Source organism: Haemophilus parainfluenzae (assembly GCF_036288925.1).
Classification (GTDB): Bacteria; Pseudomonadota; Gammaproteobacteria; order Enterobacterales; family Pasteurellaceae; genus Haemophilus_D.
This window is the reverse complement of record NZ_CP127167.1, coordinates 90,635-116,817: the sequence shown is the minus strand read 5'-3', so window position 1 is coordinate 116,817 and position 26,183 is coordinate 90,635. Positions and strand designations below refer to the sequence as shown.

Here is a 26,183-nt window from a genome sequence, read left to right as displayed (position 1 = left end):
ATGAAATTTATTGATGAAGCCCTGATTCGTGTGGAAGCAGGGGATGGTGGAAACGGTTGTGTAAGTTTCCGCCGTGAAAAATTTATCCCTAAAGGCGGCCCAGATGGTGGCGATGGCGGTGATGGCGGTGATGTTTATTTGGTTGCAGACGAAAACTTAAATACCTTGATCGATTATCGTTTTACGAAACGTTTTGCAGCTGAGCGCGGTGAGAATGGCCATAGTTCAGATTGTACCGGTCGCCGCGGTAAAGATATTACGTTACGTGTGCCAGTGGGAACGCGTGCAATTGATAATGATACCAAAGAAGTGCTTGGCGATTTAACAAAGCATGGCGCCAAAATGTTAGTGGCGAAAGGGGGTTATCATGGCTTAGGGAACACACGTTTCAAATCTTCAGTGAACCGTGCACCTCGCCAAAAAACCATGGGTACACCAGGGGAAAAACGCGATTTATTATTAGAACTAATGCTTCTTGCGGATGTCGGGATGCTTGGTTTACCAAATGCAGGTAAATCGACCTTTATTCGTGCCGTTTCAGCCGCAAAACCAAAAGTCGCTGATTATCCATTTACCACTTTAGTGCCAAGTTTAGGCGTAGTGAAAGTGGATGAGAGCCATAGCTTTGTGGTGGCCGATATTCCTGGATTGATTGAAGGTGCATCGGATGGGGCGGGTTTAGGGATTCGTTTCTTAAAACACTTAGAACGTTGTCGTGTGTTAATTCATTTAGTGGATATTAATCCAATTGATGAATCCGATCCTGCTGATAATATTGCGATCATTGAGTCAGAATTATTCCAATATAGCGAAAAATTGGCAGATAAACCGCGTTGGTTAGTCTTCAATAAAATTGATACGATGACTGAAGAAGAGGCGCATAAACGAGCTCAAGAGATTACCGAACGTCTTGGTTGGGAAGAAGGCTATCACCTCATTTCTGCTGCAACTGGTAAAAATGTGCCGCCACTTTGTCGTGATATTATGGATTTCATTGAAGCGAATCCACGTGATGCAGAAGTAGAAGAAAATAAACCTGAAGAAGTGAAATTCAAATGGGAAGATTACCATCAAGAACAGCTCGCTGAACATCAATTTGATGATGAAGATGACGACTGGGATGATTGGGACGAAGAAGATGAAGAAGGCGTTGAATTTATTTATAAACCTTAATGCCTAAATGGAAAAAGAGCGGAAAATTTGATCTGCACCCCAAAAGTTGGACTCAACAAACCAACAATTGAGGTGCAGATTTTTTATGGGTAAACACTACACAATCGAATTTAAATTACAAATTCTTCAACCTATTTTGAATGGAAAAATGAGTATTAGAGAAGCAGCTCGTTTTTACAATATTCCTTCCAACGCCCTAGTCGGGACATGGTTGAAACGGTTTGAAAAAAGTGGCATAAAGGGACTTATTCCCCGTAAACCATCAGGACGACCGCCTATGAAACCTAAATATGCCAGAATGCCACCGCCACCCAAAACTGAAGAAGACCGTTTACGCCTGAGAATTTTACAGCTTGAAGCGGAGGTAGCCTACCTAAAGGAGTTGAGAAGGCTCAGACTTCAGGACGAAGCCGAGCAACGGAAATTATCCAAAGGTTAAGAACACGCTATCCGTTAAAATGGCTTTTAGGCTTTGCACAGTTAGCGCGTAGTACGTTTTTTGCGAAACTTCAGATTAAACCGGATAAGGATGAGGAGCTGAAAAAGGCCATTAAACGCATCAAAGCCAATCATCCTGATTATGGCTACCGACGTGTTCATGCCAGCTTGCCAGGCGTGAATCATAAAAAAGTTCAACGTTTAATGCAGACACTTGGGCTTCAAGTGCGGTCAAGAAAAAGCAAGAAATTTACCACCTATCGAGGCACGATAGGGGTAATTGCACCGAATCATCTTGAACGCGATTTTAGTGCAACGGCCCCGAAACAAAAATGGGTGACAGATATCACCGAGTTTAAGGCGAAAGATGGGAGTAAAGTCTATTTATCTCCAATTTTAGACTTATTTAACAATGAGATAGTCTCCTATAATCTCAGCTATTCCCCAAATTGGGCGCAAGTAGAGGACATGTTAATGCAAGCCGTCAAAGGATTAAATAAAGCTTGTGGTGTCATTTTACATTCAGACCAGGGATGGCAATATCAAATGGTAGCTTATCGTCGAATTTTAGCTGAACATGGCATCATTCAAAGTATGTCGAGAAAAGGGAATTGCTTAGATAATGCCGCAATGGAAAGTTTCTTTGGACGATTAAAAACAGAATGTTTTTATGGTCGGGAATTTAAAACAAAAGAAGAGATAGTTGATGCCGTCAGGGATTATTTGGATTACTATAATCATCGACGGATTCAACTAAAATTAAAAGGACTGAGTCCGATACAATATCGAAAACAATCCTTTGAATAACAGTCTAACTTTTTGGGGTCAGATCAATTTGACCGCTCTTTTTTATTGCCTTTAACCTTTCTTTTTCCCACCTTGACGCGCTTTAAAGCGAGGGTTAGTTTTCGAAATGACATAGACGACACCGTGGCGACGAACAATTTTGCAGCCAGGACGGTTCTTTGCGCTTTTGAGTGAAGATAATACTTTCATTGAATATTCCTATTTTGATTTAAATGCGCCAAATTTACCGTAGCGGCTTGCAAATTCACTTGCACGACCTTCGTTACCAATTTGACGAGTTTTACCGGTATAAAATGGGTGAGAGGCAGATGAAGTATCACACATAAATACAGGGTATTCGTTACCATCTTCCCATTTCATGGTGTTGTTGGTTTTAGCGCAAGAACGGATGAGAAAGCCTTGTTTCGCATTGGAATCGTAAAATAAAACGGTACGATAATTTTCAGGGTGAATGCCTTTTTTCATTAGAACTCCTTATATGACGGAAATAATTGGGCGAAGATACTAATTCAAAAGCAAATGATTATCAATGTACTTTTATTCATGACGATGAGAATTTTTTTCATATTAAGAAAAAGAAAAATGCCTTTTGGTTGAAAGGCATTTTGTCTATTTGTAGGAATTGTTACCCACGATGCGCGTTTTTCATAATACGCTCTTTTGTCACTTTCCATTCGCGTTCTTTAATATCATCACGTTTATCATGTTGCTTTTTACCTTTCGCAACGCCGATTTTGATCTTTGCCCAAGGGCCTTTCCAATAAAGAGAAAGGGCAACAATGGTAAAACCATCACGGCTTGATTTGCCGAAAAGATTATCCAATTCACGTTTATTCAATAAAAGCTTACGTGTACGCGTCGGATCGCAAACCACGTGGGTAGAGGCTAAGCTCAATGGTTGAATGGTCGCACCAAATAAATAAGCTTCACCATTTTTAAAAATGATATAGCTGTCGCTGATATTGGCTTTACCTGCACGCATTGATTTTACTTCCCAACCTTGTAATTCAAGGCCAGCTTCAATTTCGTTTTCTATAAAGTATTCGTGTCTGGCTCGTTTATTTAATGCAATTGTATTAGAGCCAACTTTGGCTTTTTTCTTGGTCATTGTTATCCGTTGTTCATTAATCGTAAATTGGCATTGATTTTACCGAATCTCGCTGTGGATAGCAAAAAACAAAAGGCTGATTTGATCCAGCCTTTTATTACTTAAGGCTAGATCATTCCTCTAATTCACCACAGAAACGATAGCCTTCACCATGTACCGTTGCAATAATTTCAGGCGTATTAGGGTGATCTTGAAAGTGTTTTCGAATACGACGAATTGTTACATCCACTGTGCGATCTTGTGGTTTTAATTCTCGTCCCGTCATTTTTAATAATAATTCTTCACGAGTTTGTAATTTACCTGGGTTTTCGCAGAAATGTAACATAGCACGAAATTCACTACGGGGGAGCTTAAACTCTACGCCTTCAGGTGTAATTAAATTATGGCTATTTAAATCCAGAATCCACCCATTAAAGCGATAATTTTCACGTTGTAAATGGGGTTCTTTACCATTTAATACCATGGAGCGATGCAATAAATTTCGTGCACGAATAGTGAGCTCTCTTGGGTTAAATGGTTTAGTGAGATAATCATCCGCTCCAATTTCTAGGCCTAAAATTTTATCGACTTCATTATCTCGCCCTGTGAGAAAAATCAACGGAATTGCAGCTTTCTCACGTAATTCGCGACCCAGTAATAAACCATTTTTACCGGGTAAATTAATATCTAATACGATGAGATTGACTATTTCTGAGTTTAACTGGTGATACATTTCCGCGCCATCTTGTGCTTGTAATACTTCATAGCCTTCAGCTTCAAAAATTCCTTTTAACGTATTACGGGTTACCGCTTCATCTTCCACGATGAGAATTTTTGGGGTAGCCATTCGTCTCTCCTTGTTATACTTTGTTCTGGGTGTATTTTATAATTGTAACATTGCTGCAACAACAGAAAAGTGTGACGATTTTTTTAAATTACATTTAATTTTATGATCTGAGTCATAAATTATTAACATTCTTTTTATCTATGCTAGAATTTTAATAGGAACAACAAATGGAACTTTATGATGAAGCGAATTCTTCTTTTTTTATTTTTTATTTTTACCACACTTTCCACTCAAGCTAGTCTTTTTGATAAGAAAACGGCTTTTTTACCTATTGATGAAGCTTTTCAATTTTCAGCTGCGAAAAGTGAGAATCAAGAAAATGTGATCGTCAATTGGTCGATTGCAGAAGGGTATTATCTCTATCAAGAGAAAATTTCCGTCAAGCTCAATCAAGAAGAAAATGCATCATTTGATGCACCGATATTTTCTATTTCCCCCGAGGATTATAACGATCCTTATTTTGGCTTGATGAAAATTTTCAAAAAACCCGTGCAAGCTATTTTTAAAGCGAGTCAGTCGCCATTAAAAGCAGAAGATGTGGTTGAGATTGCTTACCAAGGCTGTACTGAGGGCTTTTGTTATCCGCCTGAAGTGAAAGAAATTAAAGTGGCAGATTTGCCTATTGCACAGGTCGCTAATACTGAAAAAATATCGGAAAATTCGACCGCACTTTCAGCACAACCCAAAGCAGAACAAGACCGTTTAGCGGAAAGCTTATTTAATAGCAAATATGCCATATTTGGTTTTTTCTTATTAGGCTTAGGGTTGGCCTTTACCCCTTGTGTATTGCCAATGCTACCACTGCTTTCAGCGATTGTGATTGGCCAAAATCAGCGACCTAATATGTGGCGTGCTTTTGCATTAAGCTTTGTGTATGTGCAGGGGATGGCGCTGACTTATACCTTGCTAGGCTTGATTGTCGCCGCAATTGGTTTACCGTTCCAAGTGGCTTTACAACATCCTTATGTAATGATTGGTTTATCAATCATCTTTGTCTTGTTAGCCTTGTCGATGTTCGGTGTATTTACCTTACAGCTTCCAAGCTCCTTACAAACAAAACTGTCTTTACTTAGCCAACAGCAAAAAGCTGGCGCTTTGGGTGGCGTGTTCTTAATGGGCATGATTGCGGGACTTGTAGCTTCACCTTGCACATCAGCACCACTTTCTGGCGCGTTGCTTTATGTGGCGCAGAGTGGGGATTTGTTTACAGGTGCGATCACGCTTTATTTGCTCGCGTTGGGTATGGGCGTACCGCTGATTTTAATCACTTTATTTGGGAATAAAATCCTGCCTAAATCAGGTATGTGGATGGAAACCGTCAAAAAACTCTTTGGCTTTGTGATGCTCGCATTACCGGTATTCTTAATTTCTCGTATTTTACCAGATGAATGGACACCAAGATTATGGGCGATGCTCGGTACAGCATTTTTCATTTGGTTTGCATTCCAAATGCCGAAAAATGGTACAGGCTGGGTATTCCGAATTCTCTTTTTAGTCGCGGCAATGATTAGTGTTAAACCACTTCAATCTTGGGTGTGGGGTGAAAGCCAAGCACCAAGTGCGGTCGAAAATAAGGCGGTTTCTCATGTTGAATTTAAGAAAGTGAAAAGCGAAGCTGAATTACAACAAGCACTTGCTGAAAATAACAAACCACTTGTGATGCTCGATCTTTATGCGGATTGGTGTGTGGCGTGTAAAGAGTTTGAAAAAGAAACATTTAGTGATCCAAGTGTACAAAAAGCCTTTGGTGACATGCTGCTTCTTCAAGTTGATATGACGAAAAACTCCGAAGAAAACCGCGCTTTAATGACAAAGTATAAAGTGCTAGGTTTACCGACGATTTTATTCTTTAATCGAGAAGGAAAAGAAATTGAAGGCAGTCGTGTTAACGGATTCATGCCGCCTGTTGAATTTTTACAATGGATTGAGAAAATCCGCAAAGCGTAAAATTATTTCCTAATAGTAAAAAGTCTTTTTCGATTAGAGGTATTGTTTAGCTTTAAGTTAATCATTAATATACGCCCTGTTCTGAAATCACTTTTTATTTTTTATTAGGAAAACTTTATGAAAAATTTAGAAAAATACTCTCCGTATGTTTTAGCTTTATTACGTATCATCGCTGCGTATATGTTTATCTTACACGGCACAGCGAAATTCTGGGAATTCCCAATTTCAATGACGGGCGGTAACGGCGCAGTGGGCGATCCAATGATGATCGTCGGTGGAGTAATCGAGATTGTCGGTTCAATCCTATTAATTTTAGGTTTATTTGTTCGCCCAGCGGCATTTATTCTTTCAGGTCAAATGGCTTATGCGTATTTCTTTATGCACGTTGCAGGTCAAGGGAATTTATTCTTCCCAATCGCGAACGGTGGTGAACTCGCTTTACTTTACTCTCTCGTGTTCTTCTATTTTGTGTTTGCCGGTGCAGGTGCATTTTCTTTAGATAACCGCAAACGTTAATTAATCATCTTATTCATTTATTGCCCGCATTTTGCGGGCTTTTTTGTTTTTAAAATCGCTTAAATAAACCACCGCACTTTAAGTGCGCTTACCAGGAAAATTTTCTCTATATAAACGCAAACGTTTGCGTTATAATTCACCCCGCTTATTTTTAACCATTTAATGAAAGGAAAATGTAATGACAGATCGTCCAATTCGTCAGGCTTTACTGAGTGTTTCTGATAAAACCGGTATTGTAGAATTTGCTCAAGGCTTAGTACAGCGTGGTGTAAAACTACTTTCCACAGGCGGTACCGCAAAATTATTGGAGCAACATGGTTTGCCGGTGACTGAAGTGTCTGATTATACGGGATTCCCTGAAATGATGGACGGTCGTGTGAAAACTTTGCATCCCAAAGTACATGGCGGGATTCTTGGTCGTCGTGGTACAGATGATGCTATCATGCAGCAACATGGCATTGAAGGCATTGATATGGTTGTCGTGAATTTATATCCTTTCGCCGCAACCGTGGCTAAGCCAAACTGCAAGTTAGAAGATGCCGTGGAAAATATTGATATCGGTGGACCAACCATGGTTCGTTCTGCCGCGAAAAACCATAAAGATGTGGCGATCGTGGTGAATAATCATGATTTCAATGCAATTCTTGCAGAGATGGATAAACATCAAAACAGCCTAACGCTTGAAACCCGTTTTGATCTTGCGATTAAAGCCTTTGAACATACCGCGCAATATGATTCCATGATTGCCAACTACTTTGGACAAATGGTGAAACCATATCATGTGGCAGAGGAAGAAGATGCGAATGCGAAGTGCGGTCAATTCCCACGGACTTTAAATCTTAACTTCGTTCGTAAACAAACCATGCGTTACGGTGAAAATTCTCATCAAAATGCAGCCTTTTATGTTGATTTAAATGTGAAAGAGGCGAGTGTAGCTACAGCTCACCAACTACAAGGTAAAGCCTTGTCTTACAATAATATTGCTGATACTGATGCAGCACTTGAATGCGTGAAAGAATTTGATGAGCCGGCTTGTGTGATCGTTAAACATGCTAATCCATGTGGCGTGGCTTTAGGAAAAGATATTTTAGACGCCTATAATCGTGCTTACCAAACCGATCCAACTTCTGCATTTGGTGGCATTATTGCGTTCAACCGTGAGTTAGACGAAAAAACCGCGAATGAAATTGTGGAACGCCAATTCGTTGAAGTGATTATTGCACCGAAAGTTTCTGCTGAAGCGCAAGAAGTCGTGAAACGTAAGAAAAATGTTCGTTTGCTTGAATGTGGTGAATGGACTTCTCGTTCTGAACGTTTAGATTTCAAACGTGTAAACGGCGGTTTGTTAGTACAAGATGCAGATTTAGGCATGGTTGGCGTGGATGATTTGAAAGTAGTAAGCAAACGTCAACCAACCGAACAGGAATTAAAAGATTTATTGTTCTGCTGGAAAGTCGCGAAATTCGTGAAATCCAATGCCATTGTTTACGCTAAAGATAACCAAACCATCGGCATTGGTGCAGGCCAAATGAGCCGCGTGTATTCTGCTAAGATTGCGGGTATTAAGGCGCAGGATGAAGGCTTGACTGTGGCCGGTTGTGTAATGGCATCTGATGCTTTCTTCCCATTCCGTGACGGCATTGATGCAGCGGCGAAAGTAGGGATTCAATGTGTGATTCATCCAGGTGGCTCAATGCGCGATCAAGAAGTCATTGATGCAGCGGATGAACATAATATGGTGATGGTATTAACTGGAATGCGTCATTTTAGACATTAATTTATCTAACTATCCCCCTCTTTAGCAATGAGGGGAAGGGGAGATTTGGCAGAAGTGATTTCAAGCTCATACTAAATTCAATATCGTTTAAATCTCCCCCTAGCCCCCTCTTTACAAAAGAGGGGGAATCGCAGGTAAAAAATAGCCGCACTTTTTTAAATTAGGCATACACAAGGACTACAACATGAACATCCTCATTATCGGAAATGGCGGTCGTGAACACGCCTTGGCTTGGAAAGCAGCACAATCTCCACTAGCAGATAAAGTTTTTGTCGCACCAGGCAATGCGGGTACCGTATTGGAACACAAAGTAGAAAACGTGAATATCGCTGCAACGGATATTCCTGCGTTGGTTAAATTTGCCCAAGATAACCACATTGGATTAACGATTGTAGGGCCAGAAGCGCCACTTGTGATTGGCGTGGTGGATGCGTTTCGTGTAGCTGGTTTAAAAATTTTCGGACCAACGCAAGCAGCTGCGCAATTAGAAGGTTCCAAAGCCTTTACCAAAGATTTCTTAGCCCGTCATAAAATCCCAACAGCGGAATACCAAAACTTCACCGAAGTAGAGCCGGCATTGGCATACTTGCGAGAAAAAGGTGCACCAATTGTCGTAAAAGCAGATGGTTTGGCGGCGGGCAAAGGCGTCATCGTGGCAATGACGTTGCAGGAAGCGGAAGAGGCTGTGCGTGATATGCTTTCTGGCAATGCCTTTGGCAAAGCGGGTAGCCGAGTGGTGATTGAAGAGTTTCTAGATGGCGAAGAAGCCAGTTTTATCGTCATGGTAGATGGTAAAAATGTTGAATCTATGGCAACTAGTCAAGATCACAAACGTGTGGGCGAAAATGATACAGGTCTGAATACCGGCGGTATGGGGGCATATTCACCAGCCCCAGTGGTGACACCAGAAATTCATGATCGCATTATGCGTGAAGTGATTTATCCAACAGTCAATGGCATGGCGGCAGAAGGCAATGTTTACACCGGTTTCTTGTATGCTGGATTAATGATTATGCCGAATGGCCAACCGAAAGTGATCGAATTTAATTGCCGTTTCGGTGATCCGGAAACTCAACCGATCATGTTGCGTTTGGAGTCGGATTTGGTGGAGCTTTGTATTAAGGCTTGTGATGGCAAGTTGGATGAAGTGAAATCCCAATGGAATCCAAAATCTTCCTTAGGGATTGTTTTAGCGGCTGAAGGCTATCCAGGCGATTATCGCAAGGGCGATGAAATCACCGGTTTGCCACAAAGAGCGGTCGAAAATGAGAAAGTTTTCTTAGCGGGCGTTGCAGAACAAGAAGGCAAATTAGTCACGAACGGCGGTCGCGTGCTTTGTGTTACTGCGTTAGGCGAAAGCGTATTTGAAGCACAACAAAAAGCCTTAAAACTCGCTGAGCAAATTCAATGGTCTGGACGTTTTTATCGTCGAGACATTGGTTACAGAGCTGTGGAACGAGAGTTCCAAAAATAATTCATATTATTATGATGAATTAATTTCATTTAAGTGATGAAAATTTAGGAATGAAATTTTAATTAAGTTTTTATCCATAAACAGGTAAACTATACATAAATAATGCAAACAACGAGGAAAACACAATGTTTAAAAAAAGTATGAACATCGCTGATTACGATCCGGTTCTATGGCAAGCCATTCAGGACGAAAATCGTCGTCAAGAAGAGCATATTGAGCTTATTGCATCTGAAAACTATGCAAGCCCACGCGTAATGGAAGCGCAAGGTTCTCAGTTTACTAACAAATATGCAGAAGGCTATCCAGGTAAACGTTACTACGGCGGTTGTGAGTACGCAGACATTGTGGAGCAGTTGGCGATTGATCGCGCGAAAGAGTTATTTGGTGCGGATTATGTGAACGTACAACCACACTCAGGTTCACAAGCGAATGCGGCAGTATATGGTGCATTAATCAATGCAGGCGATACTATTTTAGGGATGGATTTAGCACACGGCGGTCACTTAACTCATGGGGCGAAAGTGAGCTTCTCCGGTAAAATCTATAATTCTGTACTTTATGGTATCACTGCAGATGGTTTAATCGATTATGAAGATGTCCGTCAAAAAGCATTAGAACATAAACCAAAAATGATCGTGGCAGGTTTCTCTGCTTATTCTCAAGTGGTAGATTGGAAAAAAATGCGTGAAATCGCTGATGAAGTGGGCGCGTATTTATTCGTTGATATGGCTCACGTTGCGGGCTTAATCGCAGCAGGTTTATATCCAAATCCATTACCATACGCACACGTTGTAACAACCACCACTCATAAAACTTTAGGTGGTCCACGTGGTGGTTTAATCCTTTCTTCTTGTGGTGATGAAGAGATTTATAAACGCTTACAATCTTCTGTTTTCCCTGCAAACCAAGGTGGTCCATTAGTTCACATTATTGCGGCGAAAGCTGTATGTTTCAAAGAAGCATTAGAGCCAGCGTATAAAGAATACCAAGTAAACGTGATTAAAAATGCGAAAGCAATGGTAGAAGTGTTTAAACAACGTGGTTATGATGTGGTTTCAAATGGCACAGAAAACCATTTATTCTTAGTCAGTTTCATCAAACAAGGCTTAACAGGTAAAGCAGCAGATGCAGCGCTAGGTAAAGCAAATATTACTGTGAACAAAAATGCTGTACCAAACGATCCTCAAAAACCATTTGTTACTTCAGGTATCCGTGTAGGTACACCATCTGTGACTCGCCGTGGTTTCAATGAAAATGATGTGCGTGAATTAGCCGGTTGGATGTGCGATGTATTAGATGCATTAGGCAAAGAAAACGAAGAACAAGTGATTGCAACAACCAAAGAAAAAGTATTGGCAATCTGCAAACGTCTTCCTGTTTACGCATGATGCTGATTCAGCTTTTATTTGTTATGTTAGCGGCGGTAAATATCGCCGCTTATTTTTTAATGTGGAAAGATAAAGTCCGCGCGGTTCGTCACGGCTGGCGAATTTCTGAAAATACCTTCTTCCTATTAAGTCTTCTCGGTGGTTTTATTGGTGTTTATTGCGGGATGAAACGCTTTCGCCATAAAACCAAACACTTCAGTTTTAAATTTGTTGTTATTCTTAGTGGCTTTATTTGGTTCATCTTAATACCTTATTGGTATTTCTTTCTTGAGTAGTTTTAAATTTAGAATAACTTTTATCAATGAAAATAAAAAAGCCTAGAGATATTCTCTAGGCTTTTTAGTACATAATTTATTTAAAAATGAGGCGTCTTTTTCTGCTTTTCTTCACTTGTGAAATAGTGATTAACCCCAACACAAGGATATAAACAGCAAAAATAAACACGAGCCATTGCACCATAGTAATACCGAAGAGTGACCATTGGCTTTCATTACAGCTACCAGTTGGATTGAACACCGCAGGTAGCCATTTATGGAATGGTAATGTTTCCGGAAAGTTAGGTATAAATTCACATTGTTTCCACGGTGCAGGGTTCATTTGTAAATCAAGGTGACGGATAGATATCATTAATCCTTTAATTACACTAAATAAACCCACAATAAGAGCAAGAATGCGGATAATAAGCGAGCTTGGGGCTAAGGCGCCGATAAGACCAGCGACGAATAAACCTACAACAGCTAAACGTTCATAAACACAAAGTACGCAAGGTTGTAACCCCATGCCGTATTGAAAATAAAGTGCGGTCGATTCTAAGGCAAATGCGGTAAATGCCAAAAAGATCCACGCTGAACGTTTAAGGGATAATTGCTTAAAAAAGTCGAGCATTCTTTCTCCTTATGCTTCACTAAATAGGAAGAATTAAGCCAAGGTTCGCAAGCCAAATTGTCATGTCTGGTAAGATAAATTCGATAGCAAGGAACCCCACGATTGTTAATATGATAGTATAAGGTAATGCCATATAGACCATTCTGCCATAAGAAAGTTTAATTAATGGCGCAAGAGATGATGTCAGTAAGAACAAGAATGCCGCTTGACCATTTGGTGTTGCAACAGAAGGTAAGTTTGTACCGGTATTGATTGCGACCGCAAGTAATTCAAATTGATGTGGTGCAATTGCCCCTGCAGCAAGCGCATTTTTCGCTTCATTAATATAAACTGTTGCAACAAATACGTTATCAGAAATCGCAGAAAGTAATCCATTGAAACCATAAAACAAGGCTAACTGTGTCTTCTCTTCTGCACTTAATACAAAGTGAATAATTGGAGCGAAGAGTTTTTGATCGATAATCACGGCAACAATAGAGAAGAATACGACTAATAATGCAGTGAAAGGTAAACTTTCTTGGAATGATTTACCAATAGCATGTTCATCGGTTACACCAGTAAAAGTCGTTGCAAGAATAATTACACTTAAACCGATTAAACCTACAGCCGCTAAGTGGAAGGCTAAGCCTAAAATTAACCAAATCGCAATAAGAGCTTGAACAGAAAGGCGAATTTTATCTTGTTTAGACATTTTTTGTGTATTTTCACGATCTAAATCGGCCAAGATTTTCCATACTTCTTCTGGTAATTTTTCGCCATAGCCGAATACTTTAAATTTTTCAATCAAAATACATGTGAGTAGTCCACAGATAAATACAGGGATAGTCACTGGCGCCATACGGAAGAAGAACTCAATAAAATTCCATTTTGCTTGTTCTGCAATGATTAGGTTTTGAGGTTCACCTACCATGGTCATGACACCACCGAGTGCAGTTCCCACGCCCGCATGCATCATTAAACTACGTAAGAAAGCACGAAATTTTTCTAAGGTTTCATGATTTTTGATTTTATTATCATCGGAAATATCAACTGCATCTTGCAGTGTTTTGCCTGATGCAACTTTGTGATAAACCCCATAGAAACCCATGGCGACGCTGATGATTACAGCGACAACAGTTAGGGCATCTAAGAAAGCTGAAAGAAATGCCGCACTAAAGCAGAAGGCGACAGAAAGTACAATTTTAGAACGGATACGAACTAATAATTTGGTGAACACATAAAGTAAAAGCTGCTTCATAAAATAAATACCGGCCACCATAAAGATTAAAAGTAAGATCACTTCAAAGTTAGCCATAATTTCTGCTTTAACGTGTTCTACATTTGTCATACCGATAGCAATTGCTTCAATAGCTAACAAACCACCAGGTTGAAGAGGGTAGCATTTTAATGCCATTGCAAGTGTAAAAATAAATTCAGCAACTAGAACCCAACCAGCGATAAACGGACTGATCCAAAAGAACAAAATAGGGTTAATGATTAGGAAAGAAATAATCGTTAATTTATACCAATCTGGACTAGAACCCAGAAAATTTTTCATAAATGCTTGTGTATAAGTCATAGCTAACTCCATTTTTTATAGTCTTTACATTGTAATATATACGGCTTTAAAGGATAATAGTTCAGTGAAAGATTTATTGAATAAATCACATTTTTTTTGATCTTTTTAAACTTTTTAATATTTATGCAAACAGATAGCTCTCTTTTACGTGCTCAAAGTCCTGCTGCTTTAGCTGAAGAATACATAGTAAAAAGTATTTGGGATGATGTATTTCCTGCAGGCACCAATCTTCCTTCTGAGCGTGATTTAGCTGATAAAATTGGTGTAACACGCACGACATTACGCGAAGTATTGCAGCGTTTGGCTCGTGATGGCTGGCTTACCATTCAACACGGCAAGCCCACGAAAGTCAATGATATTTGGGATACAGCGGGTCCAAGCATCATTGAAACCTTAATTACCTTAGATCGCCAAAGCGCACCGTTAATCATTGAAAATATGCTGTCATTGCGTAGTCGCATGTCGGAATTTTATATTTATGAGGCAGTAAAAAATTCGCCTAAAGCCTCAGCAGCTTTGTTCAAAGGAATGGATGTTTTAGAAAATACGGCTGAAAGCTACATGGAATTTGACTATGCCTTATTTCGTCAGTTTACAGTAATGGCGAATAAACCTTTCTATCGTTTGATTTTCAATAGCTTACGTGGGGTTTATCATAAAATTGGTTTGCTATTCTTTAGTGACGAAAAACATCGCCAAGTGACACATGATTTTTATGTCGAGTTGCGTGATATTTGTGAAAAAGGTCAACCCGATTTAGTGGTGGAATGTATTCGTAAACACAAGCAAGTGACTTCCGCCTACTGGCGATCCATTTTAGAAAGTTTACCAAAAGATTTAGCAACAGAATAATATTAAAAGTGCGGTTGAAAATGATCTGCACCCCAAAAGTTGGACTCAACAAACCAACAATTGAGGTGCAGATTTTTTATGGGTAAACACTACACAATCGAATTTAAATTACAAATTCTTCAACCTATTTTGAATGGAAAAATGAGTATTAGAGAAGCAGCTCGTTTTTACAATATTCCTTCCAACGCCCTAGTCGGGACATGGTTGAAACGGTTTGAAAAAAGTGGCATAAAGGGACTTATTCCCCGTAAACCATCAGGACGACCGCCTATGAAACCTAAATATGCCAGAATGCCACCGCCACCCAAAACTGAAGAAGACCGTTTACGCCTGAGAATTTTACAGCTTGAAGCGGAGGTAGCCTACCTAAAGGAGTTGAGAAGGCTCAGACTTCAGGACGAAGCCGAGCAACGGAAATTATCCAAAGGTTAAGAACACGCTATCCGTTAAAATGGCTTTTAGGCTTTGCACAGTTAGCGCGTAGTACGTTTTTTGCGAAACTTCAGATTAAACCGGATAAGGATGAGGAGCTGAAAAAGGCCATTAAACGCATCAAAGCCAATCATCCTGATTATGGCTACCGACGTGTTCATGCCAGCTTGCCAGGCGTGAATCATAAAAAAGTTCAACGTTTAATGCAGACACTTGGGCTTCAAGTGCGGTCAAGAAAAAGCAAGAAATTTACCACCTATCGAGGCACGATAGGGGTAATTGCACCGAATCATCTTGAACGCGATTTTAGTGCAACGGCCCCGAAACAAAAATGGGTGACAGATATCACCGAGTTTAAGGCGAAAGATGGGAGTAAAGTCTATTTATCTCCAATTTTAGACTTATTTAACAATGAGATAGTCTCCTATAATCTCAGCTATTCCCCAAATTGGGCGCAAGTAGAGGACATGTTAATGCAAGCCGTCAAAGGATTAAATAAAGCTTGTGGTGTCATTTTACATTCAGACCAGGGATGGCAATATCAAATGGTAGCTTATCGTCGAATTTTAGCTGAACATGGCATCATTCAAAGTATGTCGAGAAAAGGGAATTGCTTGGACAATGCCGCAATGGAAAGTTTCTTTGGGCGATTAAAAACGGAATGTTTTTATGGTCGGGAATTTAAAACAAAAGAAGAGATAGTTGATGCTGTCAGAGATTATTTGGATTACTATAATCATCGACGGATTCAACTAAAATTAAAAGGACTGAGTCCGATACAATATCGAAAACAATCCTTTAAATAACAGTCTAACTTTTTGGGGTCAGATCAAAAATGACCGCACTTTTTCCTTATATCAAAGACTCAATATTATGCGTATTCCAAGAATTTATCATCCCGAATCCCTTAAAAATCAATCTACTTGCCAACTTTCAGATGATGCGGCTAATCACGTAGGACGTGTACTTCGCATGACTGAAGGTGAGCAAATTGAATTATTTGATGGAAGTAATCATATTTATCCAGCAAAAATTATTGAAGCGAGCAAAAAAGCCGTTAAAGTGGACATTCTTGGTTGTGAATTAAGTGATAAAGAGTCGAATTTATCGATTCATTTAGGGCAGGTTATTTCACGCGGCGATCGAATGGAATTTACCATTCAAAAATCCGTAGAGTTGGGCGTGAATGTGATTACACCATTATGGTCAGAACGCTGTGGTGTGAAGTTAGATGGTGAGCGTATGGATAAGAAAATCCAACAATGGCAAAAAATTGCCATTGCAGCTTGTGAACAATGTGGCCGTAACGTTGTGCCAGAAATTCGTCCGTTAATGAAATTACAAGATTGGTGTGCAGAAAATGATGGCGCGTTGAAATTGAATTTACATCCAAGAGCCCAATATTCTATTAAAACCTTGCCTTCTATTCCAAAAGAAGGGGTTCGTTTGCTTATTGGTTCAGAAGGAGGTTTATCACCTCAAGAAATCGCTCAAACTGAACAACAAGGATTTACTGAGATTTTATTAGGAAAGCGTGTGTTACGTACAGAAACAGCCTCTTTAGCGGCGATTAGTGCGTTGCAAATTTGTTTTGGAGATTTGGGATAATGATGGATTTACAAGGGCAATTTTTAATCGCGATGCCACAGTTGGAGGATTATTTCCAAAATACTGTGGTGTATATGTGTGAGCATAATGAGCAAGGTTCGATGGGCTTAGTGATTAATCAACCCACCGATTTAAGCATTGCTGAGTTGTATTCAAAAATGAATTTTATGATGAAAAATGACCGCACTTTTAGCAGTGAACTTGTGCTTGCGGGTGGTCCAGTGCATTCTGAGCGTGGTTTTATTCTGCATAAGAAAACTGCGAAAGAATTTGAGCATAGTTATAAAATTACTGATGAGATGTTTCTGACCACTTCGGCAGATATTGTGGAAACCTTTGGTTCAGAGGATGCGCCCGAAAAATATCTTGTTGCACTCGGTTGTGCCAGTTGGACAGCGGGACAGCTAGAACAAGAGATTGCAGATAATGCATGGCTAGTCGCGCCAGCGTCAGACACTATTTTATTTGAAACCATTTATGAAGATCGTTATCCCGCCGCGAATCAATTATTGGGGATTCATCCTCATAATTTTGTCTTTTCACAAGTAGGGCATAGTTAATGGGCATCACGGCAATCGCATTTGATTTTGGCACAAAAAGTATTGGTTGTGCCGTCGGGCAAAGTATCACGGGGACGGCGCAAGCCTTACCTGCATTTAAAGCGCAAGATGGGATTCCCAATTGGGATGCCATTGAAAAATGTTTAAAAGACTGGAAACCTGATGTTATTGTGGTGGGATTGCCTTTAAATATGGATGGCACCGAGCAAGATTTAACACTTCGTGCGAAAAAATTTGCCAATCGCTTAAATGGTCGTTTCGGTATCAAAGTCGAACTACAAGATGAGCGCTTAACGACGGTTTCTGCTCGTGATGAAATTTTCCAGCGTGGCGGTTATCGAGCTCTCAATAAAGGCAAAGTAGATGGGATTTCTGCTTGCCTGATTTTAGAAAGTTGGTTCGAAAACTATTCAGAATAAGCCAAAAATAAACCGCGCTTTAATGTGCGGTTTGTTGTATTGATAGGTTTATTTTTTTATCCAAATTAGACTCGCCATTCTTCCTGTTTTGTCATCTCGACGATAGGAAAAGAAGCTCTCTTTTTCATTGAATGTGCAATGCTCCCCACCGTAAATTTGGGAAATACCTAATTTATTGAGGCGTTGTGTGGCGATTTGATAAAGATTGCCGAGGTATTTTCCTACTTCATTCGGATCGGGTCGAAAAGCCGTTTCTGCAATCGGGTCAAACGCCATAAATTGTTCAATCACTTCTTTGCCAACTTGAAATGCATTAGGGCCGATAGCAGGGCCAAACCACGCAATAATCTCTTCAGGGGCAGATTGAAAACATTTCACGGTTTCTTCTAATACACCATCACAGAGTCCACGCCAACCCGCATGTGCCGCAGCTACTTCAGTCCCTTGCTTATTAGTGAATAAAACTGGCAAGCAATCAGCCGTCATGACCAAACATACTTGGTTAGGTTGATTGGTATAAATCGCATCAGCCTCTAAATTATTACCCTCATAAGGCACCGTGATTACACGAGTGCTGTGCGTTTGAGTTAAAAACAACGGGAAATGTGGCAGATTAAATTTTTCGACCAGTAAAGTGCGGTTAGTTTTGACCGCACTTTTATCATCTTCGACATGATCGCCTAAATTGAAACTATCGAAAGGCGGCAGGCTTACGCCTCCTTCTCTTGTGGTTGTAAAAGCTTGGATATGTGGTGGAACATTCCAGTTTGGAACAATGGTTTTCATCTTAATAATCCAATTCGTCTTTGTGTTCGAGGTAATCCGCTTTTAAGGCATGCAGTAATTCGACAAAGTCATCTGGCAATGGGGCATACCATTCCATCATTTCACCTGTGATAGGATGAGCTAAACGCAACATAACCGCATGTAGGGCTTGGCGTTTAAAATTGCGTAGCACCTCAGTGAAGACTTCGCTTGCATTTTTAGGTGGGCGAGGACGGCCTCCGTAAGTTTGATCACCTAATAATGGATGTGCGATATGCGCCATGTGCACACGAATTTGGTGAGTACGACCCGTTTCTAAACGTAAGCGTAAGCGGGTGTAATTACGGAAATTATCCATAATGCGATAGTGCGTCACAGCCGGTTTACCCATTGGGTGAACAGCCATCAGTGTACGTTTTGTCGCGTGGCGAGCCATGGGTTGGTCTACGGTTCCACCTTTGGTCATAATGCCACTTGCAACAGCCTCGTATTCACGAGTGATCTTACGTTTTTGTAAGTCACGTACGAGTTTGGTTTGTGCAGGAATGGTTTTGGCAACAACCATGAGACCCGTTGTGTCTTTATCTAAACGATGCACAATCCCTGCACGCGGTACTTCGGCAATAGGTGGATAGTGATAGAGTAGCGCGTTAAGTACCGTGCCATTTGGATTTCCAGCACCTGGGTGAACCACAAGATCTTTAGGTTTATTAATCACGATAATATCGTCATCTTCATAAACAATATTGAGCGGAATATTTTGTGGTTCAAAACGGTTTTCATCTTCTACTTCTACTGAAATTTCAATTTGCTCTCCGCCATAAACTTTAGTACGAGGAATATCGGCAATTTCATCGTTCATTTTTACCTGTTTTGCTTCAATCCAGGTTTTTAAACGTGAACGAGAATATTCAGGGAACAACTCTGCGAGGGTTTGGTCTAAACGTTGTCCCATTTGTTCGGGCTGAATTTCAGCCGTTAAGGTAATTTGTGGCATAAACAATCCATCTAAAAATTTAAAAAGTTGGCTTATTGTGTAATGTTCTATACAATATTCGCTAATTGTAACTTATTTATTGATTTTCGTAAAAATTAAGGAAAAAGAATGCATAAAATAAAATCTTTCGCACTTATTGCTATGACTTCATTGGCTATTATGGCTTGTAGTGGTAAGAAAGAAGTGGAACAATCTTCAGTTGATGAGCTTTATGCAAAAGGCTCATCTGCTTTGCAAGAAGGTAGCTATAAAGAATCAATTCGTTATTTAAATGCAACAACAGAACGTTTTCCAGGCAGTACTTATCAAGAACAAGCTATGCTTGATTTAATTTATGCAAACTATAAAGCACAAGATTATACGGCAACATTAGTGACAGTAGATAATTATCTACACCAATTTCCACAAAGTCCAAACCGTGACTATGCCGTGTATATGGCAGGGTTAACAAATTTAGCAACTGCTGATAATATGGTCCAAGATTTCTTTGGCATCGATCGTGCAACGCGTGAAACAACATCTATGAAAACGGCATTTTCTAACTTTCAAAGTTTAGTTAGTGCGTTCCCGAATAGTCCATATTCACAAGATGCGGTAGCACGTATGGCGTATATCAAAGACTCATTAGCGCGTCATGAGTTAGAGATTGCGAAATTCTATGCAAAACGTGATGCATGGGTCGCAGTATCAAATCGCGTAGTGGGTATGTTGCAACAATATCCTGATGCACAAGCGACCTATGAAGGTTTATTCTTAATGAAAGAAGCATATGATCGAATGGGTTTACAGCAATTAGCGGATCAAACGCAGAAGGTAATTGAAGCGAACAAAGATAAAAAATTTACTGAAATAAAGAAACTTGACGATTCAGATTTAATTCAACCAATTAAAAAATAATTTATATGTTGTTTATAATCTAGAGGTAAAAGCAAATTATTTAAAATAAAGGCTAGTCAAATTGATCAAATTGAGCTAGTATAAATTTAAAAGATTTCCTGGGGTGTTCGTGGATGGGTTATGTCCCTGAGCCGATACTTAAAATCTTATAAATCGGTTTCCCGTCATTGGTGTGTAGGCTTGACCTTTGACTTTGTCATTGGGCTAAAGAAACCTAAAAATGACCTTACCGGTTTCCTTGAACCATCGGGTTCAAGGACTACTACTCGTAGCGGCACTCTGGGACCTTCCTTTAAAATCCATTCTTTCTGATTAAATGAAATCAACACAGCAAACGCTTCGCCATCAACTCCGTCAACAAATTCGTAAAACACGAGCAAATTTGACCGCACTTCAGCAGCAACAGGCAGAAGATTCCATCACTCAGCAAGCGCTTGCATTAATTGAAGCACGAAATGCGCAGCATATTGCCTTGTATGTTTCCTTTGATGGTGAAATCTCCACGGATAAACTTATCAAAACCCTTTGGGCACAAGATAAGTGCGTTTATTTACCAGTATTACACCCTTTCAATCCTAATCATCTTTTGTTCTTACGTTATTTGCCAGATACACCAATGTTGAAAAATAAATTTGGCATTTGGGAGCCAAAACTCAATGTGCAAAACGTATTGCCTTTGAATGAATTAGATATTCTTTTTACACCACTTGTCGCGTTTGATAAACAAAGGAATCGCCTTGGTATGGGCGGTGGTTTTTATGACCGCACCTTACAAAATTGGCAAAATGCTTCTTTTATTCCTGTGGGATTAGCCCATCAATGTCAGCAAGTCGAACAGCTTCCAACTGAAGCGTGGGACGTGCCTCTTCACCGAATTTTAGTTGCTTAAACCTATCAAGAAATAAAATTCGATAGAAAAAATTAAAAATTGTTGATTTTTTCTCTTGAAATACCAAAAAAGGGTCTTATCTAGTTACTCATAAAGGGGATGACCCCGAGTATTTAATGCAGGAGAAGATAAGGTATGAATATTGAAAAATTTACCACAAAATTTCAACAAGCACTCAGTGAAGCACAGTCATTAGCGCTAGGTAAAGATAATCAGTTTATCGAACCAGTGCATTTATTGACCGCACTTTTAAATCAACAAGACGGTTCAATTGCACCGATTTTGACAGCAAGTGGCGTGAATGTGGCGTTATTACGTAATGAATTAAACGCCGAATTGAATAAGTTGCCACAAGTGTCGGGTAATGGCGGTGATGTGCAAATTTCACGTCAATTACTTAACTTATTGAATTTATGTGACAAATTAGCTCAACAAAAACAAGATAAATTTATTTCCAGTGAATTGTTCTTATTAGCAGCGCTTGAAGAGCGTGGCGCATTAAATGACATTTTGAAAAAATGTGGTGCGAAAAAAGAACAAATTTTACAAGCGATTCAACATATTCGCGGAGGACAAAGCGTGAACGATCAAAATGCAGAAGAAAGCAGACAAGCTCTTGAAAAATATACCATTGATTTAACAGCTCGTGCTGAAAGTGGCAAACTTGACCCAGTTATTGGTCGTGATGAAGAAATTCGTCGAGCGATTCAAGTATTGCAACGTCGTACCAAAAATAACCCTGTATTAATCGGTGAGCCTGGTGTAGGTAAAACCGCTATCGTGGAAGGTTTAGCACAACGTATTGTTAATGGTGAAGTGCCTGAAGGCTTAAAAAACAAACGTGTACTTTCTTTAGATATGGGCGCACTGATTGCTGGTGCGAAATACCGCGGTGAATTTGAAGAGCGCTTAAAAGCTGTTTTAAATGAGTTATCAAAAGAAGAAGGTTGCGTGATCCTCTTTATTGATGAAATCCATACCATGGTTGGTGCAGGTAAAACTGACGGTGCGATGGATGCAGGTAACTTATTAAAACCAAGTTTAGCACGTGGTGAATTACACTGTGTGGGGGCAACTACATTAGACGAATATCGTCAATATATCGAGAAAGATGCCGCACTTGAGCGTCGTTTCCAAAAAGTTTTTGTGGATGAGCCAAGTGTCGAAGATACCATTGCGATCTTACGTGGTTTGAAAGAGCGTTATGAGATCCATCACCATGTAGATATTACTGACCCAGCAATCGTAGCAGCAGCAACACTTTCACACCGTTATATTTCCGATCGTCAATTGCCGGATAAAGCCATCGACTTAATCGATGAAGCCGCTTCGAGCATCCGTATGGAAATAGATTCTAAACCTGAACCGCTTGATCGTCTTGAACGCCGTATTATCCAATTAAAATTGGAACAACAGGCATTACAAAAAGAAGAAGACGAAGCAAGCCGTAAGCGTTTAGACATGTTAGAAAAAGAGCTTGCTGATAAAGAACGTGAATACGCTGAACTTGAAGAAGTTTGGAAATCAGAAAAAGCGACCCTTTCAGGTTCACAACACATCAAACAAGCGTTAGATGCGGCGAAAACTGAAATGGAACAAGCGCGTCGAGCTGGTGATTTAAGCAAAATGTCTGAGCTTCAATACGGTCGTATTCCTGAATTGGAAAAACAACTTGCTGCCGCTGAAACCAGCGAAGGCAAAGAAATGACCTTATTGCGTTATCGTGTAACTGATGAAGAAATTGCCGAAGTGCTTTCTAAAGCAACAGGTATTCCTGTTTCTAAAATGATGGAAGGCGAGAAAGAAAAACTCTTACGCATGGAAGAAGAATTGCATAAACGTGTGATCGGTCAAGAAGAAGCAGTAGATGCGGTAGCAAATGCAATTCGTCGTAGCCGTGCAGGTCTTTCCGATCCTAATCGCCCAATTGGTTCTTTCTTGTTCCTAGGGCCAACAGGTGTAGGTAAAACTGAGCTTTGCAAAACTTTGGCTAAATTCTTGTTTGATAGTGAAGATGCGATGGTACGCATTGATATGTCAGAGTTTATGGAAAAACACAGTGTCTCTCGTTTAGTGGGGGCGCCTCCAGGCTATGTCGGCTATGAAGAAGGTGGTTATTTAACTGAAGCTGTTCGTCGTCGTCCATATTCGGTGATTTTGCTCGATGAAGTGGAAAAAGCTCATGCGGATGTATTCAATATCTTGTTACAAGTATTGGATGATGGTCGTTTAACTGACGGGCAAGGTCGTACCGTGGACTTCCGTAATACGGTGGTGATAATGACCTCTAACTTAGGTTCTGATTTAATCCAAGGTAACAAAGACGAAAGCTATAGCGAAATGAAGGCCTTAGTGATGTCGGTTGTTAGCCAACATTTCCGTCCAGAATTTATCAACCGTATTGACGAGACCGTGGTATTCCATCCGCTTGGTAAAGAAAATATCCGTGCGATTGCAAGTATCCAATTAGAACGCTTAGCAAAACGTATGGAAACTCGTGGCTACGAATTGGTGTTTACCGACGCTTTATTAGATTTCATTGCTGAAGTGGGTTACGACCCAATTTATGGCGCGCGTCCATTAAAACGTGCAATTCAACAAGAGATCGAAAATAGCTTGGCACAACAAATCTTATCTGGTCAATTATTACCAGGTAAAGTAGTGACTGTTGATTATACTGACGGTAAAGTTCAGGCGAGACAATAAGCTTTAAAATGAAAAGCCATTTAGTGAAAGCTAAATGGCTTTTTTATGCTTTGGTAAAAGATAAAATAGGGTAGAATGACGCTGTTTATTGCGTATAAAAATGAGGAAAAAAATGACCGCACTTTTAAAAATAGGTTTGGTTTCAGTATCAGATCGTGCATCAAGTGGTGTGTATCAAGATCAAGGGATTCCCGAATTACAACAATGGTTAGAACAAGCATTGGTAGATCCTTTTGAAGTAGAAACTCGATTAATTCCAGATGAGCAGCCATTAATTGAACAAACGTTGAAAGAATTAGTGGATGAGCACCATTGTCATTTAGTGCTCACCACGGGCGGGACAGGGCCGGCAAAACGTGATGTGACACCTGATGCCACGTTAGCGGTAGCCGATCGTGAAATGCCTGGATTTGGCGAGCAAATGCGTCAAGTGAGTTTGCATTTTGTGCCGACAGCGATTTTATCTCGTCAAGTTGGTGTGATTCGTAAAAATAGTTTGATTTTGAATTTACCTGGTCAGCCAAAAGCCATCAAAGAAACTTTAGAAGGCGTGAAAGATGAGCAAGGTAAAGTTTTAGTGAAAGGGATTTTTAGTGCAGTGCCTTATTGCTTGCAATTAATTGATGGTATTTATATTGATACCAAGCCTGAAGTGATTACAAGCTTTCGACCGAAAGCCGCACGACGCGAAAATTTGGAGAAATAAGATGAAAAAAATCGAAGCCATTATTAAGCCATTTAAATTAGATGATGTGCGTGAAAATTTATCTGATATTGGCATCAGCGGAATGACCGTGACTGAAGTCCGTGGTTTTGGTCGTCAAAAAGGACATACAGAGCTTTATCGTGGTGCAGAATATATGGTGGATTTTCTGCCTAAAGTGAAAATTGAAATAGTAGTGCCAGATGATTTGCTTGAACAATGCCTTGAAACCATTGTTGAAACCTGCCAAACAGGCAAAATCGGTGATGGAAAGATCTTTGTTTATGATATAGAACGTGTGATTCGTATTCGTACAGGCGAAGAAAATGAGGAAGCCATTTAGTGGAAAAAAACTTAAATTTTAACCGCACTGTCGTTGCTATGGCGGCTTTAGTGATTGTGTTTGCGGGAATTAAACTGGCGGCAGAGATTGTTGTGCCTTTTTTATTGGCATTATTTATCGCCATTATTTGTTCACCCGTGATTAAAGCAATGACACAACGCAAAGTACCACATGGTATTGCGATTGCCTTGTTATTTGTTTTGATTTTAATTGTATTCTTTTTCCTGGCGGGATTAATTAACAGCAGTGTGCAGGAATTTACACGTTCTATTCCGCAATATAAAGTGCTACTTTCAGAGCGTATAAATGACGTTATAGCATTAGCTCAAAAACTGAAATTGCCGATTGTGATTTCTCGCGAAGCCATTATGGAGCATTTTGATCCGAGCGTGATCATGAACTTTGTGAGCCGTTTGTTATTAAACTTTTCTGGCGTTGTGACGAATGTTTTTGTGTTGATTTTAGCCGTGATTTTTATGCTGCTTGAAGCACCAACCATGAAGCATAAACTTGCGTTAGTTTTAAGTGCCAATGAACATGATGTTGTTGCGGAAGAGCATCACATTGATCGTATTTTAGACGGTGTGATTAGTTATCTTGGTGTGAAAACGGTGACAAGTTTGTTGACAGGTGTTGCGACTTGGATTTTGTTGGATGTAACGGGGGTGCAATATGCGATTTTATGGGCAACCTTAAGCTTCCTATTAAATTATATTCCGAATATCGGTTCAATTATTGCCGCAGTGCCGATTGTGGTTCAAGCTTTATTACTGAATGGATTTGGTGTAGGAATGGGCGTAACTGTTGGTATTATTGCATCAAATATTGTGATCGGTAATATTATTGAACCGAAAATGATGGGAAAAACCTTAGGGCTTTCTACCTTGGTCGTATTCTTTTCATTACTTTTCTGGGGATGGTTACTTGGTACGGTAGGCATGTTGCTTTCTGTGCCGCTGACAATGGCGTTTAAAATTACCCTGGAAAGTTCCGAATCAACGAAGAAATATGCAGCTTTATTAGGTGATGTAAACGAATAAAGTGCGGTCAAAAAGCACTTAATTTTAGCAATAAAAAAGCCACCATTATGGCGGCTTTCTTTTTATCTCATGTTC

Annotated in this window: 29 protein-coding genes and 1 other RNA gene; 22 read left to right on the top strand and 8 right to left on the bottom strand. The window is 39.9% G+C overall.

From position 1 onward, the window contains the following. From cgtA to QQS40_RS00570, 3 genes are all read left to right on the top strand, one after another. On the top strand, positions 1 to 1,173 hold the full coding sequence (cgtA, locus tag QQS40_RS00580) for an Obg family GTPase CgtA (protein WP_289901471.1): 1,173 nt from the start codon (positions 1 to 3) through the stop codon (positions 1,171 to 1,173). A gap of 85 nt (positions 1,174 to 1,258) precedes the next feature. Continuing rightward, complete coding sequence (locus QQS40_RS00575; RefSeq protein ID WP_128787400.1) at positions 1,259 to 1,612, top strand: helix-turn-helix domain-containing protein; 354 nt, start codon at positions 1,259 to 1,261, stop codon at positions 1,610 to 1,612. Continuing rightward, a complete protein-coding gene (locus QQS40_RS00570) occupies positions 1,597 to 2,418 on the top strand; it encodes an IS3 family transposase (protein WP_329506692.1) in 822 nt (273 codons plus the stop codon). The genes QQS40_RS00575 and QQS40_RS00570 overlap by 16 nt, the downstream gene beginning before the upstream one ends. Before the next feature lie 51 nt (positions 2,419 to 2,469). Here QQS40_RS00570 and ykgO read toward each other — a convergent pair whose 3' ends face one another. From ykgO to arcA, 4 genes are all read right to left on the bottom strand, one after another. Then, positions 2,470 to 2,607 carry a type B 50S ribosomal protein L36 gene (gene ykgO / locus QQS40_RS00565; protein WP_005695435.1) on the bottom strand — a complete coding sequence of 46 codons (138 nt, stop codon included), beginning with the start codon at positions 2,605 to 2,607 and terminating at the stop codon, positions 2,470 to 2,472. Positions 2,608 to 2,616: 9 nt separating this feature from the next. Next, positions 2,617 to 2,883, bottom strand: coding sequence for a type B 50S ribosomal protein L31 (locus tag QQS40_RS00560; RefSeq protein ID WP_014064115.1), 267 nt, complete (start codon positions 2,881 to 2,883; stop codon positions 2,617 to 2,619). Between the two features lie 160 nt (positions 2,884 to 3,043). Then, positions 3,044 to 3,526 carry an SsrA-binding protein SmpB gene (smpB, locus tag QQS40_RS00555; protein WP_289901470.1) on the bottom strand — a complete coding sequence of 161 codons (483 nt, stop codon included), beginning with the start codon at positions 3,524 to 3,526 and terminating at the stop codon, positions 3,044 to 3,046. Between the two features lie 112 nt (positions 3,527 to 3,638). Further along, positions 3,639 to 4,352: a two-component system response regulator ArcA gene (gene arcA, locus QQS40_RS00550; RefSeq protein WP_049357638.1), complete on the bottom strand. Its 714-nt coding sequence runs from the start codon at positions 4,350 to 4,352 to the stop codon at positions 3,639 to 3,641. 180 nt (positions 4,353 to 4,532) lie between these two features. Here arcA and QQS40_RS00545 point away from each other — a divergent pair, with 180 nt between their 5' ends. From QQS40_RS00545 to QQS40_RS00520, 6 genes are all read left to right on the top strand, one after another. Next, positions 4,533 to 6,299, top strand: coding sequence for a protein-disulfide reductase DsbD (locus tag QQS40_RS00545; protein ID WP_289901512.1), 1,767 nt, complete (start codon positions 4,533 to 4,535; stop codon positions 6,297 to 6,299). Between the two features lie 117 nt (positions 6,300 to 6,416). Further along, on the top strand, positions 6,417 to 6,815 hold the full coding sequence (locus QQS40_RS00540; protein WP_329505503.1) for a DoxX family protein: 399 nt from the start codon (positions 6,417 to 6,419) through the stop codon (positions 6,813 to 6,815). Between the two features lie 178 nt (positions 6,816 to 6,993). Then, positions 6,994 to 8,592, top strand: coding sequence for a bifunctional phosphoribosylaminoimidazolecarboxamide formyltransferase/IMP cyclohydrolase (gene purH, locus QQS40_RS00535; RefSeq protein ID WP_329505501.1), 1,599 nt, complete (start codon positions 6,994 to 6,996; stop codon positions 8,590 to 8,592). A gap of 184 nt (positions 8,593 to 8,776) precedes the next feature. Then, a complete protein-coding gene (purD, locus tag QQS40_RS00530) occupies positions 8,777 to 10,066 on the top strand; it encodes a phosphoribosylamine--glycine ligase (protein ID WP_329505499.1) in 1,290 nt (429 codons plus the stop codon). Positions 10,067 to 10,191: 125 nt separating this feature from the next. Beyond that, the gene (gene glyA / locus QQS40_RS00525; protein WP_329505497.1) at positions 10,192 to 11,454 is read left to right on the top strand and encodes a serine hydroxymethyltransferase; all 1,263 of its coding nucleotides are present in this window, start codon (positions 10,192 to 10,194) and stop codon (positions 11,452 to 11,454) included. Next, positions 11,454 to 11,729, top strand: coding sequence for a DUF1294 domain-containing protein (locus tag QQS40_RS00520; protein ID WP_049357648.1), 276 nt, complete (start codon positions 11,454 to 11,456; stop codon positions 11,727 to 11,729). The genes glyA and QQS40_RS00520 overlap by 1 nt, the downstream gene beginning before the upstream one ends. 76 nt (positions 11,730 to 11,805) lie before the next feature. Here the strand turns inward: QQS40_RS00520 and dsbB are convergent, their stop codons facing one another. Both dsbB and nhaB read right to left on the bottom strand, forming a co-directional pair. Beyond that, positions 11,806 to 12,339: a disulfide bond formation protein DsbB gene (dsbB, locus tag QQS40_RS00515; RefSeq protein WP_329505495.1), complete on the bottom strand. Its 534-nt coding sequence runs from the start codon at positions 12,337 to 12,339 to the stop codon at positions 11,806 to 11,808. 19 nt (positions 12,340 to 12,358) lie between these two features. Further along, positions 12,359 to 13,897, bottom strand: a complete 1,539-nt coding sequence (nhaB, locus tag QQS40_RS00510; RefSeq protein WP_289901466.1) for a Na(+)/H(+) antiporter NhaB — start codon at positions 13,895 to 13,897, stop codon at positions 12,359 to 12,361. A gap of 123 nt (positions 13,898 to 14,020) precedes the next feature. Here nhaB and fadR point away from each other — a divergent pair, with 123 nt between their 5' ends. The 6 genes from fadR (at position 14,021) to ruvX (ending at position 17,768) form a co-directional block, all read left to right on the top strand. Next, positions 14,021 to 14,749 carry a fatty acid metabolism transcriptional regulator FadR gene (gene fadR, locus QQS40_RS00505; protein ID WP_289901465.1) on the top strand — a complete coding sequence of 243 codons (729 nt, stop codon included), beginning with the start codon at positions 14,021 to 14,023 and terminating at the stop codon, positions 14,747 to 14,749. Positions 14,750 to 14,827: 78 nt separating this feature from the next. Continuing rightward, entirely contained in the window at positions 14,828 to 15,181 is a 354-nt protein-coding gene (locus QQS40_RS00500) for a helix-turn-helix domain-containing protein (protein WP_128787400.1), read from the top strand. Next, positions 15,166 to 15,987: an IS3 family transposase gene (locus QQS40_RS00495; protein WP_128787665.1), complete on the top strand. Its 822-nt coding sequence runs from the start codon at positions 15,166 to 15,168 to the stop codon at positions 15,985 to 15,987. Before QQS40_RS00500 ends, QQS40_RS00495 begins: the two co-directional genes overlap by 16 nt. Before the next feature lie 67 nt (positions 15,988 to 16,054). Beyond that, positions 16,055 to 16,789 carry a 16S rRNA (uracil(1498)-N(3))-methyltransferase gene (gene rsmE, locus QQS40_RS00490; protein WP_049357654.1) on the top strand — a complete coding sequence of 245 codons (735 nt, stop codon included), beginning with the start codon at positions 16,055 to 16,057 and terminating at the stop codon, positions 16,787 to 16,789. Beyond that, entirely contained in the window at positions 16,789 to 17,349 is a 561-nt protein-coding gene (locus QQS40_RS00485) for a YqgE/AlgH family protein (RefSeq protein WP_049357655.1), read from the top strand. The genes rsmE and QQS40_RS00485 overlap by 1 nt, the downstream gene beginning before the upstream one ends. Next, entirely contained in the window at positions 17,349 to 17,768 is a 420-nt protein-coding gene (gene ruvX / locus QQS40_RS00480) for a Holliday junction resolvase RuvX (RefSeq protein ID WP_014064097.1), read from the top strand. The genes QQS40_RS00485 and ruvX overlap by 1 nt, the downstream gene beginning before the upstream one ends. A 48-nt stretch (positions 17,769 to 17,816) precedes the next feature. Here the strand turns inward: ruvX and pgeF are convergent, their stop codons facing one another. Further along, positions 17,817 to 18,554 (bottom strand): peptidoglycan editing factor PgeF, encoded by a 738-nt coding sequence (gene pgeF / locus QQS40_RS00475; protein ID WP_289901464.1) that lies wholly within the window; start codon positions 18,552 to 18,554, stop codon positions 17,817 to 17,819. Position 18,555: 1 nt separating this feature from the next. After that, on the bottom strand, positions 18,556 to 19,530 hold the full coding sequence (gene rluD, locus QQS40_RS00470; protein WP_289901463.1) for a 23S rRNA pseudouridine(1911/1915/1917) synthase RluD: 975 nt from the start codon (positions 19,528 to 19,530) through the stop codon (positions 18,556 to 18,558). Between the two features lie 108 nt (positions 19,531 to 19,638). Here rluD and bamD point away from each other — a divergent pair, with 108 nt between their 5' ends. The 7 genes from bamD to QQS40_RS00435 all read left to right on the top strand — a co-directional run bounded on the left by bamD (position 19,639) and on the right by QQS40_RS00435 (position 26,108). Continuing rightward, entirely contained in the window at positions 19,639 to 20,427 is a 789-nt protein-coding gene (bamD, locus tag QQS40_RS00465) for an outer membrane protein assembly factor BamD (protein WP_297567330.1), read from the top strand. A gap of 92 nt (positions 20,428 to 20,519) precedes the next feature. Continuing rightward, a non-coding RNA gene (gene ssrS, locus QQS40_RS00460) (6S RNA) lies at positions 20,520 to 20,717 on the top strand. Between the two features lie 26 nt (positions 20,718 to 20,743). Next, on the top strand, positions 20,744 to 21,316 hold the full coding sequence (locus QQS40_RS00455) for a 5-formyltetrahydrofolate cyclo-ligase (RefSeq protein WP_128786951.1): 573 nt from the start codon (positions 20,744 to 20,746) through the stop codon (positions 21,314 to 21,316). A 135-nt stretch (positions 21,317 to 21,451) separates the two neighbouring features. Beyond that, complete coding sequence (gene clpB / locus QQS40_RS00450) at positions 21,452 to 24,022, top strand: ATP-dependent chaperone ClpB (protein ID WP_289901461.1); 2,571 nt, start codon at positions 21,452 to 21,454, stop codon at positions 24,020 to 24,022. Positions 24,023 to 24,134: 112 nt separating this feature from the next. Further along, positions 24,135 to 24,728, top strand: a complete 594-nt coding sequence (mog, locus tag QQS40_RS00445; protein WP_049362318.1) for a molybdopterin adenylyltransferase — start codon at positions 24,135 to 24,137, stop codon at positions 24,726 to 24,728. A 1-nt stretch (position 24,729) separates the two neighbouring features. Continuing rightward, positions 24,730 to 25,068: a nitrogen regulatory protein P-II gene (gene glnB, locus QQS40_RS00440; RefSeq protein ID WP_289901460.1), complete on the top strand. Its 339-nt coding sequence runs from the start codon at positions 24,730 to 24,732 to the stop codon at positions 25,066 to 25,068. Then, complete coding sequence (locus tag QQS40_RS00435; RefSeq protein WP_289901459.1) at positions 25,068 to 26,108, top strand: AI-2E family transporter; 1,041 nt, start codon at positions 25,068 to 25,070, stop codon at positions 26,106 to 26,108. Before glnB ends, QQS40_RS00435 begins: the two co-directional genes overlap by 1 nt. The last annotated feature ends 75 nt before the right edge of the window (positions 26,109 to 26,183 follow it).

Coding starts and splice junctions, on each gene's coding strand:
- glnB (WP_289901460.1), top strand. CDS start 24,730: ATGAAAAAAATCGAAGCCATTATTAAGCCATTTAAATTAGATGATGTG.
- glyA (WP_329505497.1), top strand. CDS start 10,192: ATGTTTAAAAAAAGTATGAACATCGCTGATTACGATCCGGTTCTATGG.
- bamD (WP_297567330.1), top strand. CDS start 19,639: ATGCATAAAATAAAATCTTTCGCACTTATTGCTATGACTTCATTGGCT.
- ykgO (WP_005695435.1), bottom strand. CDS start 2,607: ATGAAAGTATTATCTTCACTCAAAAGCGCAAAGAACCGTCCTGGCTGC.
- QQS40_RS00545 (WP_289901512.1), top strand. CDS start 4,533: ATGAAGCGAATTCTTCTTTTTTTATTTTTTATTTTTACCACACTTTCC.
- QQS40_RS00520 (WP_049357648.1), top strand. CDS start 11,454: ATGCTGATTCAGCTTTTATTTGTTATGTTAGCGGCGGTAAATATCGCC.
- clpB (WP_289901461.1), top strand. CDS start 21,452: ATGAATATTGAAAAATTTACCACAAAATTTCAACAAGCACTCAGTGAA.
- smpB (WP_289901470.1), bottom strand. CDS start 3,526: ATGACCAAGAAAAAAGCCAAAGTTGGCTCTAATACAATTGCATTAAAT.
- ruvX (WP_014064097.1), top strand. CDS start 17,349: ATGGGCATCACGGCAATCGCATTTGATTTTGGCACAAAAAGTATTGGT.
- QQS40_RS00540 (WP_329505503.1), top strand. CDS start 6,417: ATGAAAAATTTAGAAAAATACTCTCCGTATGTTTTAGCTTTATTACGT.
- mog (WP_049362318.1), top strand. CDS start 24,135: ATGACCGCACTTTTAAAAATAGGTTTGGTTTCAGTATCAGATCGTGCA.
- QQS40_RS00575 (WP_128787400.1), top strand. CDS start 1,259: ATGGGTAAACACTACACAATCGAATTTAAATTACAAATTCTTCAACCT.
- QQS40_RS00485 (WP_049357655.1), top strand. CDS start 16,789: ATGATGGATTTACAAGGGCAATTTTTAATCGCGATGCCACAGTTGGAG.
- nhaB (WP_289901466.1), bottom strand. CDS start 13,897: ATGACTTATACACAAGCATTTATGAAAAATTTTCTGGGTTCTAGTCCA.
- purH (WP_329505501.1), top strand. CDS start 6,994: ATGACAGATCGTCCAATTCGTCAGGCTTTACTGAGTGTTTCTGATAAA.
- purD (WP_329505499.1), top strand. CDS start 8,777: ATGAACATCCTCATTATCGGAAATGGCGGTCGTGAACACGCCTTGGCT.
- rsmE (WP_049357654.1), top strand. CDS start 16,055: ATGCGTATTCCAAGAATTTATCATCCCGAATCCCTTAAAAATCAATCT.
- QQS40_RS00500 (WP_128787400.1), top strand. CDS start 14,828: ATGGGTAAACACTACACAATCGAATTTAAATTACAAATTCTTCAACCT.
- cgtA (WP_289901471.1), top strand. CDS start 1: ATGAAATTTATTGATGAAGCCCTGATTCGTGTGGAAGCAGGGGATGGT.
- arcA (WP_049357638.1), bottom strand. CDS start 4,352: ATGGCTACCCCAAAAATTCTCATCGTGGAAGATGAAGCGGTAACCCGT.
- pgeF (WP_289901464.1), bottom strand. CDS start 18,554: ATGAAAACCATTGTTCCAAACTGGAATGTTCCACCACATATCCAAGCT.
- dsbB (WP_329505495.1), bottom strand. CDS start 12,339: ATGCTCGACTTTTTTAAGCAATTATCCCTTAAACGTTCAGCGTGGATC.
- QQS40_RS00455 (WP_128786951.1), top strand. CDS start 20,744: ATGAAATCAACACAGCAAACGCTTCGCCATCAACTCCGTCAACAAATT.
- QQS40_RS00560 (WP_014064115.1), bottom strand. CDS start 2,883: ATGAAAAAAGGCATTCACCCTGAAAATTATCGTACCGTTTTATTTTAC.
- rluD (WP_289901463.1), bottom strand. CDS start 19,530: ATGCCACAAATTACCTTAACGGCTGAAATTCAGCCCGAACAAATGGGA.
- fadR (WP_289901465.1), top strand. CDS start 14,021: ATGCAAACAGATAGCTCTCTTTTACGTGCTCAAAGTCCTGCTGCTTTA.